This window comes from Motilibacter deserti, assembly GCF_011250635.1.
Lineage (GTDB): Bacteria > Actinomycetota > Actinomycetes > Motilibacterales > Motilibacteraceae > Motilibacter_A > Motilibacter_A deserti.
This window is the reverse complement of sequence record NZ_JAANNP010000054.1, coordinates 1-12101: the sequence shown is the minus strand read 5'-3', so window position 1 is coordinate 12101 and position 12101 is coordinate 1. Positions and strand designations below refer to the sequence as shown.

The following is a 12101-nucleotide window of genomic DNA, read 5'->3' as shown; positions in this document are numbered from 1 at the left end:
CCGGGGCGCTGGCGACTGCGTGATACGACGGGGCAATGGCGGAGAAGAAGTGATCACGGTCCAGGACCTGCGCAAGGTCTACCGGCTGGGCAGCCGGGAGATCCCGGCTCTGCGAGGTGTCAGCCTGCACATACCGCGCGGCGAGATCCATGGCGTGGTCGGCCCCAGCGGCGCCGGCAAGAGCACGCTCGTGCGCTGCCTGACCGTGGTCGAGCGGCCCACCTCCGGCTCGGTGACCGTGGACGGCAAGGAGCTGACCGCACTGGGGGAGCGCGAGCTGCGCACCGCCCGGCGCAGCATCGGCATGGTCTTCCAGAACGTGAACCTGCTGGACAACCGCACGGCGGCGCAGAACGTGGCCCACCCGCTCGAGCTCGCCCGGGTGCCGCGCGAGCGCCGCAAGGAGCGGGTCGCCGAGCTGCTCGAGCTCGTGGGCCTGGGGGACCGCGGGGCGGCGTACCCCTCCCAGCTGTCCGGGGGGCAGCGCCAGCGGATCGGCATCGCCCGTGCGCTGGCGGCGGAGCCGTCCGTCCTGCTCTGCGACGAGCCGACGTCCGCGCTCGACGCCCGCACGACCCACTCGATCCTGCAGCTGATCCGCGACGTCCGGGACCGCCTGGGAGTGACCGTCATCCTGATCACGCACGAGCCGGCCGTGGTCAAGGAGGCGTGCGACAGCGTCTCCCGGCTGCACGACGGGCGCATCGTCCAGCAGGGGCCGGTCGCCGAGGCGCTCACCGCGCCGGAGTCCGAGCTGGCCCACGACCTGCTCCCGCTCGTCACCGCGGCGTCCGACGCCCACGCCGAGGACGTCGTCGACATCACCTTCTCCGGGGACGCCAAGGGCACCGAGCTGCTCAGCCAGCTCGCCCGTCGCTTCGACGTCGACGCCCGCATCGTGGCCGCCACGGTGGAGACCCACCGCGGCAGGCAGTACGGGCGGATGCGGCTGGGCTTCGGCCCCGGGGCGCCCATGCCCCAGATCCTGGAGTTCCTCGCCGGCAACGGCGTCGCCGCGGAGGTCGTGCGATGAGCATGTTCGACGTCTTCGACTCGCCGGTCATCCAGGAACGGCTGCCCGAGGCCACGCTGGAGACCTTCCAGATGGTCGGCTGGAGCACCGTCCTCACTGCGATCCTCGGGCTGCCGCTCGGCCTCGTGCTGCACGCGACCGCCCGCGGCGGCCTCGCCCCCAACGCCGTCGTCAACCGGGTGCTGGGGCTGGTGGTGAACATCGGGCGGTCACTGCCGTTCCTGATCCTGCTGATCGCGATCATCCCGTTCACCAAGCTGATCGTCGGCACCAACATCGGCCCCAAGGCCGTGATCGTCCCGCTCACCGTCGGGGCGGTGCCGTTCTTCGCGCGCCTCGTGGAGACCTCGGTGCGCGAGGTGAGCCCGGGCAAGGTCGAGGCAGCCCGTGTCATGGGCTCGAGCCGCCTGCAGATCGTCAGCAAGGTGCTCGTGCCCGAGGCGCTGCCCAGCATCGTCTCCGGCCTCACCGTCACCACCGTGGCCCTGATCTCGTACTCCGCGATGGCCGGCTCCGTCGGCGGAGGCGGGCTCGGCTTTCTCGCCGTGAGCTACGGCTACAACCGCTACATGACCGACGTCATGGTCGTGACCGTGATCGTCCTCATCCTGATCGTCCAGGTCGTGCAGCTCGTCGGCGACTTCCTCGTCCGACGGCTCGACCACCGCTGAAATTCGATTCCTGAAGGAGAACCACAGATGCGCAAGACCCTGACGACGTTGGCGGCGGCACTGTCGGCGATGGCGCTGCTCGCCGCGTGCGGCGGGGACGACTCGGAGGACGCCGCGCCTGCCGCGCAGCAGACGCCCGCAGCGGCCAGCCCGGTGACGCTCAAGATCGGTGCCAGCCCCGTCCCGCACGCCGACATCCTGCGCTTCGTGCAGGACAACCTGGCCAAGGACGCCGGCCTGAACCTCGACGTCGTCGAGTACACCGACTACATCCAGCCGAACGTCGCGCTCTCGGAGGGCGACCTGGACGGCAACTACTTCCAGCACCTGCCCTACCTCGAGTCGCAGGAGGAGTCGCAGGGCTACGACTTCGACCACTTCGAGGGCGTGCACATCGAGCCGTACGCCGCGTACTCGAAGAAGATCAAGGACGTCGCCGAGCTCCCCCAGAAGGGGAAGATCGGGATCACCAACGACCCCTCGAACCAGGCGCGCGCGCTCGACCTGCTCGTCAAGGCCGGCGTCATCACGCTGAAGGACACCGGGGACAAGGACCCGACGATCTTCGACATCGAATCCAACACCAAGGACCTGGAGTTCGTCGAGACCGACCCCGAGCAGCTGCCGCGCACGCTGGACGACTTCGACCTGGCCATCATCAACGGCAACTACGCGCTCGAGGCGGGGCTCAACCCGGCCGAGGACTCGCTGCTCATCGAGAGCGGCGAGGGCAACCCCTACTCGAACTTCCTCGCCGTCCGCACCGAGGACAAGGCCAGCCCCGCCCTGGTCAAGCTCGACGAGCTCCTGCACTCGCCGCAGGTCAAGGAGTTCATCGAGACCAAGTGGCCGTCGGGTGAGGTCCTGCCCGCGTTCTGACCTGCCGCTGCGGCGCGCCGACCGAAGGACTGCCATGGCGCTTCCGGACTTCTTCCTCGTTGGCGCGCCCAAGGCCGGCACGACGGCGCTGCACGCGGCGCTGGTGCCGCACCCCGGCCTCTACCTGTCCAAGGTCAAGGAGCCGAAGTACTTCCTCTGTGCCGACGAGCCTCCGGCCCGCCCGGGGCAGCAGGGGCAGCGCGGCCCCGGCGACGCTCACAGCGCCCGGGAGTGGGTGTGGAGGCGGGGCGACTACGAAGCGCTCTTCGCCGATGCCCCGGCCGGCGCGCTCCTCGGGGAGAGCACACCGTTCTACCTGTACGACCGCGGCGCGCAGGAACGCCTGCGCGCCGCGGTGCCGGACGCCAAGCTGATCGCCGTCGTCCGCGACCCGGTCGACCGGGCCTACTCGAACTGGATGCACCTCTGGTCCGACGGGCTGGAGCCGATCGGGGACTTCGTGCAGGCCTGCCGGGCCGAGGACGCCCGCGTCGCCGACGGGTGGGCGCCGTTCTGGCACTACCGCCGGCTCGGCCGCTACGGCGAGCAGCTGCGCCACCTCTACTCCCTGTTCCCCCGGGAGCAGGTGCTCGTGCTGCGCTACCGCCAGCTCGTCGACGAGCCGCAGCAGACGCTCGACACCGTCTGCTCGTTCCTCGGCGTCGAGCACGGCCACGCGGTCAGCGCGCCGCCGGAGAACGTCCGTCCCTTCGTGCCCGCGACGCGGCGCAACCTCGCGCTCGCGAAGCTCGTCCGGGCCGGCGCCGCCGCTGGGGCGTACTTCCCGCCCCGGGTATGGCGGGCCGCGTCGGTGCCCCTCCTCAGGGCGCTGCACTCGCGGGGGACGGCCCGGCCGCGGCTCGGCGTCGACCAGCGGCGCGAGGTGCTCGCCCCGCTGGTCGACGACATCCGCGAGCTCGAGGAGCTCACCGGCCAGTCGTTCGCGGACTGGCTGGGTGACGAAGGGCGTGGGGAGTTCCGCGCTCGGCAGCGTCCCGCCAGCGCCTGAGCTTCCTCACCCCGCGGTCAGCGCGGAGCCGTCGGACTGCCGGTACGTCCGCCCGCTCGTGCCGTCCAGCGTCCCGTCGAGGGGGTTGGCGGTGTGGGACGGCGATCGCCGTGCCAGGCAGAGGCCCTACGCACAGGCCGGGGTGCACGGCCAAGAGGAAGGGGCCTCGGCGCATGCGCGCCGAGGCCCCTTTCGCACGACAGTCCGCCGAGCTGCGGAGCGACGTCAGATGACGCCGTTCTCCTTGTCCTCGGAGGTCTGCAGCCAGCCCAGGATCGAGTTGGCGACGGTGAGCAGCTGCGCCTTGGCGGCGTCGTCACCCTTGACCTGGTTGTTGACCTTCGCGACGAACTGGCCGAGGTAGCCGATCGTGGACTCCTCGTGGCCGCCCTCGTAGCGCTTGATGGCGTTGCCGAGGCGGCCCTGCAGGTCATCACCCACGGCGGCCTTGACGCGGCCCGCCGTGACGTAGCGCCCGACGAGGGCGTAGAGCTCGTCCAGCCAGGTCAGAGTGCGGACGTAGTACATGCCGTCGTACGAGCGGGCGGCCGCGCCGAGCGACCCACCGGGGACGCCGGCGTTGGTGGCCGTGTCCTGCTCGTAGACACCGGTCGCCGCGGCGCGGGCGCCCACCTTCGCGAAGAAGGCGCGGAACGGGACGATGCCGGTGCCGAACTCGACCGGGGTGAGGTCGCCCGGGATCGTGTTGGCCGTGAGGGCCGTGGGGACGGCGTCCTTGGTGTGGAAGAGCTTGTAGCGGTTGGGGTTGGCCACCACGTAGTCGGCGGGGTCGAAGCCACCCAGGTAGGAGGCCTCGTGGCGCCCGGGGGTGGCGGCCGTCGGGCCGGGGAACGTGCGCGCGCCCTTGAAGGCCCACGCGATGTCCATCTCCAGGAAGGCGCCGGTGCTGTCGTCCAGGCCCGCGCTCCAGACGTCGTAGCGGCGGACGGCGCTGTTGTCCGTCGCGAAGCCGAACTCGTTCTGGTGGTTGTGCTGGTAGATGCCCTTGAGGCCGAACATCTCGCGGGCGACGACCGCGGCCTTGTTGAGCGAGTCGACGCCCCGCTGCAGGTCCGAAATGGTGCGCGCGGTGCCGTAGATGCCGAGCGTGTTCGTGGAGCTCGGGGTGCTGCTCGCACCCCAGAAGTCGTTCGCGGTGCCGACGTAGGGCATGCCCAGGTCGACCGCGGCCTGGAACGACGCGTCGCGCTGCGCGGGGTCGACGAGCGCCGCGGCGCCGATGTGCGAGCCGATCGCCTTGAGGCCGTTGTCGTCGAGCGCCTTCCTGATCTCGGCGATCGTGATCTGGCGGCCCAGGATGTTCGTGGACTGGGTGTAGCCCGCGAACTCGACCTCCTTGTAGCCGATGCGCGCCAGCTCCTCGAACACCACGGCGAAGCCGAGGGAGGTGATCTTGTCGCGCACGGTGTAGAGCTGGAGGCCGAGGTTCTCCAGCGGGGTGTCGGGCGCCGAGACGTCCAGGGCGGCGTTCGCAGGGCTGATGCCGAGCAGCGGCGAGGCCGCGACGCCGACGGCGGAGGCGCCGGCCAGGCCGAGGAACCCTCGGCGGTTGAGCTTGCTCATGACGATTCTCCTCTGACACGCAGATGTGGCGTTGGGCCGACGAGGGCCCGGGGAGGCCGGCCCGGCGAGGAACTCGCCGGGCCGGCCGTCGTGCTGTCGGTGCGCTTGCTCAGCCCTCGAGCGAGGCGATGAGCGCCCGGGCGTCGCGGACGAGGATGTCGTGCGCGACCTTCTGCTTGACCTGGCTGTCGGCCTTGGCGATGAACTGGTTCAGGTAGCTCACCGCCGAGGAGGTCTGGCCGCGCTCGACGCGGGTCTGCGCGCCGTCCAGGCGGTCGCGCAGGCTGGCGGCCGCGCTCGCCGAGATCGTCCTCGCCGCCACGTAGCGGTCGAGGAGGGCGTTGATGCTGTCGAACGACACCGTCGTGGTGAACGTGACCGTCTGCGTCGCGGTGTTGCCGGCGACGTCCTTGACCGTGGCGACCAGCGTGTGGCTGCCGGGGGCCAGGGTGGACAGGTCGATCGGCTGGCCCGCGCCGTAGCTCTTGCCGTCCACCGTGATGGCGGAGGCCGAGAGGAAGCCGGAGGCCGAGTCCGTGCCGCCCACGGTGAGGTACGCCGAGTCGGCGATCGACCCGTTGGTGACGCCGGCCAGGCTGACGGCAGGAGCGGTGCGGTCGATGCGGACCGTCGTGTTGCCGGTCGCGACGTTGCCGCCGTTGTCCGTGACCCGCCAGCAGACGACGGTCGTGCCCTCGAGGCTCACCGTGACATTGCCGTTGGTGGGCAGGTTGGTCCAGGTGGCGCCGTCGGCGTTGCACTGGTTGGCGGCGGTGACCGTCCGGTACTGCCGGGTCGAGACCGTGCCGTTGTCCGTGGCGGCGACGTTGACCGTCACGTTGCCCGAGGTGTACCAGCCGTTGGTGCCCTGCGGCGCCGCCGGCGTGGTCGTCGCCGTCACCGTCGGCGCGGTCACGTCGGCGATGCCGTTGCCGAGGAACTGGACCTGGTCGAAGACCACGCCACCGGTGGAGGTGACGACCAGCTTGCCGGTGCCGGCCGGCAGCGACGTGCCGGTGAGCGCGAGGTTCACCGTCTGCCAGTCGGTGCCGTTGATCGCGGCGGTGGCGAACGGCGCCGCGTCAGCCGAGCCCCAGCGGAAGGACAGCGTGCCGGTGCCGGAGGCCTTGACCTGCGCGCCGGTGATGTTCGTGAAGTTCACCGGGTCCCAGGCGACCCAGTCGCCGGCGTCGAACGAGGTCACCTTGTTGAGGCCACCCGCGTCCTGGTCGAACGTGACCTCGACGCCGGACTGGGAGTCGAACCACTCGGCCTGCTGCAGCTTCGAGTTGATCTCGATGCCGAGGTCGCTCGTCGCTGCCGGGACGCCCGCGGCACCCGCGTCGGTGTACTGCGCCACGACGACGCCGAAGATGTTCTCCGTCACGCCGTGCTGCGGCGCGTCGACCGGCGTCGCCCAGGCGCCGGCGCAGCCGGTCGCCGTGGTGAGCGGGTGCGCGTGGGTGTTGTGGCCGAGGCCGAAGGTCATCGCGACGCGGGAGCAGACCGTCGCCGTGCCCTCCTCCGGGTCACTGGTCGTGACGGCCCACGGGACCGCCTGACCCCAGTCGAAGAAGCCGCCGTTGGGGGTGGAGAGCGTAAGGCTGGGAGCCTGGTTGCCGACGGAGATCCCGCGCGACGTGACGCCGGTCTTGCCGGAGGCGTCGGTGACGCGGAGCCGAGCGGTGTAGGCGCCGACCTGCGTGTAGGTGTAGGACGCCGTCACGCCGGTCGCGTCGAACACGCCGTCGTTGTTGAAGTCCCACTCGTACTTCAACGCGGTCCGCTCCGGGTCGACCGAGCCGGCAGCGTTGAAGGCGACCGTCAGCGGCGCGGAGCTGCTGGAGTTCGGCTGGGTGGTGAAGGAGGCCTGCGGCGACTTGTCGCCGGGGGCGAAGTCGACGCGGTAGAGGCCGGCCTGCGGGTTGGCGCGGAAGTAGCTCGTGCCGTAGTCCAGGACGTAGAGCGAGCCGTCAGGCCCGAACTCCATGTCCATCGTCCCGTCCCACGCCGGGGCGGCGGTAGAGGTCACCTTGCCGTTGGGCATGAAGTCCTCGAGCTTGGTGAGCTTGTAGTTGGCGTAGTCGACCGACAGCGCCGCGGCGTAGTCCTGCTGGAACTCGGAGAAGAAGACCTTGCTGTCCCAGTAGGCGGGGAGCTTCGTCGTCGCCGGGTTCGCGGCGTCGTAGTGGTAGACCGGGCCACCCATGGGCGACTGGGCGGTGCCCGTGCCGAAGTTGACGAAGCCGTCGAACTCGGCCGGCTGGTCGCCCACCCGGTCGCCGTACCACGATGTCGCGGGCGTTGATGGCGGCAGCTGCTGCAGGCCGGTGTTCCACGGCGAGTTGTTGACCGCGCCAGCGCCGCAGTCGAAGTCCGCGCCCGAGGTGTTCGTGGCGTAGTTGTACTCGTTGTAGTTGAAGTTGTTGCCGGTGCAGTACGGCCAGCCGGAGTGCAGCGGGCGGTTGACACCCGTGATGTTCCACTCGACGAAGCCCATCGGGCCGCGGCCCGCGATCGGTGCGCCGGCGTCGGGGCCGTAGTCGCCCCAGTTGACGGTGCCGGTCACCGGGTCGACGTCCATGCGGAACGGGTTGCGCACGCCCTTGACGAAGATCTCCGGGCGCGTCTTCGCCGTGCCGACCGGCCAGAGGTTGCCCTCCGGGATCGAGTAGCTGCCGTCCTCGGCGACCTTGATGCGCAGGATCGAGCCGCGCAGGTCGTTGGAGTTGCCGGCGCCGCGGCGGTCGTCGTTGCCGGGGTTGCCGTTCGGCACTGCGACGTTGGGCGCCATGCCGTTGGCGCCCGGGGCGCTGGCGGCCGTGTTGTCGCCGACCGAGAGGAACAGGTTGCCCGCCGCGTCCCAGCCGACGTCGCCGGCGTTGTGGCAGCACTGGCCGCGGTTCCACTCGACCTTGATGATGACCTGCTCGCTGGCCAGGTCCAGCGACCCGGTCGCGTCGTTCCACTTGAAGCGCGAGAGCTGGTTGTAGCCCAGCCACTGCTGCCAGTACGACTCGTCCGCGCCCGCCGGCAGGGTGTTCGGCGCACTGCCCGTCGGCGTCGTGGTCGGGTAGGGCTTGCCGTTCTGCGCGGTGCCGCTCATGACCCGCGGGGCGTAGTAGAGGTAGACCCACTTGTTGGTCGCGAAGCCGGGGTCGATCGAGACGGTCTGCAGGCCGTCCTCGGAGTTGTTGTAGACGTCAAGGTGGTTGACGATCTTCGTGACGCCCGTGGTCGAGTCGGTCAGCCGGAGGTCGCCGTTGCGCGCCGTGTGCAGTACCCGCTTGTCCGGCAGGACGGCGAGGTCGATCGGCTCACCGACGTCCTTGCTGAGCGTGACCTTCTCGTAGTTGTTCCAGTCCAACGGGTCCGGGTCCGCGGCCGAAGCCACGGGCGCCACCGCTGCCGCGAGCGCCGTCGCCGGGATGGCGAGCGCCAGGGGCACGGAGAGCAGACGAAGCCGACTTCGCTTCATTGCGTGGGAACTCCTCGCTGCTGCTGGGGTCTGAGGCCGACGTCCGACGCCGGTCGGGCGAGGGCAGGAGGGCGCATGGCCCGTGTCTTCTTCGCTGCGATCGTCAGCGCCGAGTGACGCGCCGATCGGAGACAGAAGAAATGCTCTGCCGGCCCTTCGCCGGGGAAGTCGGACGAACGTCGCGGGCGGCCCTGGGGCTGTTGCCGCGCAAGTGCAACGTAGTTTCCGGGTAAGCCCTCGTCAAGGAGAAACTTCTGCCGGACGACGGCGTTATCCGCCCGTGACCAGCAAAAGTTTGGCGCGAGTCAACGAGGCCTTTGTAGGCAGGGGACGCTCGATCCCGCGACGCGTTGCAGATGTGACCGCGACACGCCGTACGCACGTGTTGGGGGAGTGGAGGCGTCCGAGGACGCGAGGTGTTCAAGGCAGGCGGAATGCCCGCCCCGCTCGCCGCCTGACTATTCTCGCCGGTGCGCGGTAAATGACGGGCGACTGCCCGTCCCGGAATTGTCCGAGAGAGTGCGGCGTATTGCACGCCGCGGGCGTGAGAAATGCTCCGGGCGGGTTGTCGCCGGCAGGCGGCGGGGAATCAGCGGGCGGACGTGGCTATTGGGGGAGAACCCGTACCCGTGGCGACATCGGCGGCAACGCTCGCCGGCATTCCCGGTGCGAGGGCGCGGGAAGCCGCCGCGGCGCGCAGGCTGCTGCGTACGCGCTCCATGCGGCGCGAGGCATCGCGTCGGCTCAGGAGGCAGACGGGGCTGTCGAGCAGGCGGCCGCGGTGCAGGATCGGCGCCCAAGACCCGGTCGCCGGGTGCGGGGCGACCAGGAGGGCGACGTCGGCCGGGAGGACCGCGGTGCCCAGCCCCGCCTCGGCGAGGACGACGAGAGCGTGCGGGTCCGGGCTCGTGGTGTCCACGGTGAGCGGCACGGCCTCGACCTGGGCGGCGGCCCGAAGCATCGGCGCGGCCCACCCGTTCGGCAGGGCCAGGATCCGGTCTTCGCTCAGCTCGCGCAGGGTCGCGACCTTCGCCGGTGGGCTGACGAGCGCGAGGAGCTGGGAGCGGTAGAGGGCCTCTGTCTGCAGCGGCAGGTCCTCGCCCAGCGGCTCCTCGAGCGGGGAGACGAGCAGGTCGACCGCCCCGGTGAGCAGCTCGGCCGCAAGGGACGGAGTGGCTCGCTCGCCCCCGTCCTGCGAACCCGGAAGGACGCGCAGCTCGACCTCGTCGAGGCTCCCGCAGGCTCGGAGGGCGTCGACCACCCACTGTGCCTGCGCGGGGGAGAACGCGACGACCGGGCGCAGCCGCTCGGGCCGCGACAGCTGCGCGGCCTGGGCGAGCATCGACCGGGCGACCGAGGCGACGTGCTCGCCGTGGCCGGTGGGCACCAGCGCGCCGGCCGCCTTGGCCAGGAGCGCCTTGCACCCGACGCTGCTCTCGAGCTCGTGGAGGTTGTTGCGGACCGACATCTCGGTCACCTGTAGTGCGCGCGCCGCGGCCGGGATGGACCCGGTGTCCACGACCGCGAGGAACACCCGCAGCCGGGTCAGGGTCAGCCGTGGGCTCGGAGCCGGCAGCGTCGACCGTGCCGACGGGCTCGGCGCCGTCGACGGGACGGACGAGCCCGACCGTGTCGCGGGTCCGGCGGTGCCGCCCGGTCCGACAGGGGGAGGGAAGCTCACGTCTCGGCCTCCTTGCCGACGCTGGCGGAGAGTTGAAGCCTGCCGGGCGAGCGCCGGACGGCGTCCGGAAGCCGGGCCGGCGACGGCTGGAGTGCCGACACGCGGGTCCGACTACCGAGTGGATGCCTGAGGCTTCCACTTGCAGCAGCAGGACGCTACGGGCGGGGCTAGGGGCGGTCAAGTGGCTTTAAGCAACCTCTTAGGTTCGCGGTGACGCCCGCCTCCGCCGTGGGCGAACGGGGATGGCGGTCGAGTTGTAAGCAAGTAATCCTCGGTTCATGACGTACCGAGATCTCGAGGAGCAGCTGCGCGGCTGGTTCGCCGGGCGGCTGCCGCAGGACTGGTTCGAGGGCCCTGCCCGCGTCACCGTCGACCGGGAGGAAGTCCTCGTCGTCGGCACGATCTCCGCGCCCGCGGTCGCCGAGGGGGCTTCCGTGGCGGAGCGGCAGGCGGCCTCGGCCGGGCGGGCGAAGCGCTTCCGCGAGGAGACGCGGGAGCGCCGGATGGAGATCGCCCGCGAGGCCGAGCACCGCTTCGGGCGGAAGGTGGCCTGGGGTGTGGAGTGCGGCGAGGGCGACTACGTCTTCACCAACCTCTCGATCCCCGTCATGACGCGGCTGCGCCAGCCGGAGCGGCTGGTGCTGGACACCCTCGTCGACGCGGGAGTGGCCCGGTCCCGCGCCGACGCCCTCGCGTGGTGCGTCCGGCTCGTGGGCCGGCACACCGACGACTGGCTCGCCGAGCTGCGGGCCGCGATGGAGGAGGTCGAGCGGGTCCGGGCGCGCGGCCCGGTGGCCTAGATGCGGGCGATCGCGAGCGGGCCGCTCGCCGGTAGCCCGGCCGCGGCCCACGCCCGGAAGCCACCGATGACGTCCGTCGCCCTCGTCACCCCGAGGTCGTGCAGGCTGGCGGCCGCCAGGCTCGAGGTATAGCCCTCGGAGCAGAGGACGATCACCCGCAGGCCGTAGCTCGCGACGGGAAGCCGGGCGGTGCTCGCGGGGTCGAAGCGCCACTCGAGCACGTTGCGCTCCACGATCAGCGCCCCGGGCACCTCGCCCTCGGCCGCCCGCTGGGCCGCAGGGCGGATGTCGACGAGCACCGCGCCGGAGCGCAGCTCGTCAACGACCTCGTACGGATGCAGCCGGTCGAGCCGGGCGCGGGCGCCGGCGAGGATGTCCTCGATGCTGCGAACGGTGTCGGGGGCGGTCACCAGTCCGCTCCGGCGGCCTCGGTGGCGCGGACGACGAGGCGGTCGCCGTCCCAGGCGTAGCGGGTCATCCGGGTGAGCGCCGGGGCGTAGACGTGCAGGCTGACCGCGGGCACGTCGCCGACCGCCCGCACATCGTGCACGTGCTGGGCGCCGAACCTGCGTACGGAGCCCGTGCCGAGCCGGCGGGTGGCGGTCGCGGTCGAGCGCCCCGGTGTCGTGGCGTAGCCGGCCTCCTCCAGCTCGCCCTGGAGCACGAGGAAGGCGCCGGCGCTGCCGCCGTGGTCGTGCGGGCCGGTGCCCTGGCCGGGCAGCCAGCTGAGCAGCCAGGCCTCGTACGAGCTGGTCGCCGCGACGCGGGTGAACCAGCGCTCGGCCGGGTCGAACCGGACGGTGCGCCGCCAGGCGATGTCGTCGCTGACCGCCAGGGCGAGCAGCCCGAGGTCGTGGCGAGCGGGAAGGCGGGTGTGCGCCGTGCGGGGCGCGGGGGAGAGAGGGGCGGGGGTGGTGGGGGTGGTGGGCACGAGGCACGTCCTGTCGGGGGAAGGCGGGCGAGCGG

General features: G+C 71.4%; 10 protein-coding genes. 5 read left to right on the top strand and 5 right to left on the bottom strand.

All coding sequences use genetic code 11. The features are described from left to right. The first annotated feature begins 49 nt into the window (after positions 1-49). The 4 genes from G9H71_RS18515 to G9H71_RS18500 are packed head-to-tail and all read left to right on the top strand — an operon-like array spanning position 50 to position 3592. Positions 50-1033 (top strand): methionine ABC transporter ATP-binding protein, encoded by a 984-nt coding sequence (locus tag G9H71_RS18515; RefSeq protein ID WP_166284273.1) that lies wholly within the window; start codon positions 50-52, stop codon positions 1031-1033. Next, complete coding sequence (locus G9H71_RS18510) at positions 1030-1704, top strand: methionine ABC transporter permease (protein WP_166284272.1); 675 nt, start codon at positions 1030-1032, stop codon at positions 1702-1704. Before G9H71_RS18515 ends, G9H71_RS18510 begins: the two co-directional genes overlap by 4 nt. A 27-nt stretch (positions 1705-1731) precedes the next feature. Next, entirely contained in the window at positions 1732-2583 is an 852-nt protein-coding gene (locus G9H71_RS18505; RefSeq protein ID WP_166284271.1) for a MetQ/NlpA family ABC transporter substrate-binding protein, read from the top strand. A 34-nt stretch (positions 2584-2617) separates the two neighbouring features. Continuing rightward, positions 2618-3592: a sulfotransferase family protein gene (locus G9H71_RS18500; RefSeq protein ID WP_166284270.1), complete on the top strand. Its 975-nt coding sequence runs from the start codon at positions 2618-2620 to the stop codon at positions 3590-3592. Between the two features lie 225 nt (positions 3593-3817). On the opposite strand, the gene G9H71_RS18495 is transcribed toward G9H71_RS18500, so the two are convergent. From G9H71_RS18495 to G9H71_RS18485, 3 genes are all read right to left on the bottom strand, one after another. Next, a complete protein-coding gene (locus G9H71_RS18495; RefSeq protein WP_166284269.1) occupies positions 3818-5176 on the bottom strand; it encodes a sugar phosphate isomerase/epimerase family protein in 1359 nt (452 codons plus the stop codon). Positions 5177-5285: 109 nt separating this feature from the next. Next, positions 5286-8624: a PQQ-dependent sugar dehydrogenase gene (locus G9H71_RS18490; RefSeq protein ID WP_331273101.1), complete on the bottom strand. Its 3339-nt coding sequence runs from the start codon at positions 8622-8624 to the stop codon at positions 5286-5288. A 619-nt stretch (positions 8625-9243) separates the two neighbouring features. Next, positions 9244-10335, bottom strand: coding sequence for a LysR family transcriptional regulator (locus tag G9H71_RS18485; protein ID WP_166284267.1), 1092 nt, complete (start codon positions 10333-10335; stop codon positions 9244-9246). A gap of 278 nt (positions 10336-10613) precedes the next feature. Here G9H71_RS18485 and G9H71_RS18480 point away from each other — a divergent pair, with 278 nt between their 5' ends. Further along, positions 10614-11135, top strand: a complete 522-nt coding sequence (locus G9H71_RS18480) for a hypothetical protein (protein WP_166284266.1) — start codon at positions 10614-10616, stop codon at positions 11133-11135. On the opposite strand, the gene G9H71_RS18475 is transcribed toward G9H71_RS18480, so the two are convergent. Then, complete coding sequence (locus G9H71_RS18475) at positions 11132-11545, bottom strand: rhodanese-like domain-containing protein (RefSeq protein WP_166284265.1); 414 nt, start codon at positions 11543-11545, stop codon at positions 11132-11134. The genes G9H71_RS18480 and G9H71_RS18475 overlap by 4 nt on opposite strands. Beyond that, complete coding sequence (locus G9H71_RS18470; RefSeq protein ID WP_166284264.1) at positions 11542-12066, bottom strand: cysteine dioxygenase; 525 nt, start codon at positions 12064-12066, stop codon at positions 11542-11544. The genes G9H71_RS18475 and G9H71_RS18470 overlap by 4 nt, the downstream gene beginning before the upstream one ends. Positions 12067-12101 lie beyond the last annotated feature (35 nt).

Excerpts from the sequence above, each read along its gene's own strand:
- G9H71_RS18510 (WP_166284272.1), top strand. The coding sequence starts at position 1,030 with ATGAGCATGTTCGACGTCTTCGACTCGCCGGTCATCCAGGAACGGCTG.
- G9H71_RS18505 (WP_166284271.1), top strand. The coding sequence starts at position 1,732 with ATGCGCAAGACCCTGACGACGTTGGCGGCGGCACTGTCGGCGATGGCG.
- G9H71_RS18500 (WP_166284270.1), top strand. The coding sequence starts at position 2,618 with ATGGCGCTTCCGGACTTCTTCCTCGTTGGCGCGCCCAAGGCCGGCACG.
- G9H71_RS18495 (WP_166284269.1), bottom strand. The coding sequence starts at position 5,176 with ATGAGCAAGCTCAACCGCCGAGGGTTCCTCGGCCTGGCCGGCGCCTCC.
- G9H71_RS18480 (WP_166284266.1), top strand. The coding sequence starts at position 10,614 with ATGACGTACCGAGATCTCGAGGAGCAGCTGCGCGGCTGGTTCGCCGGG.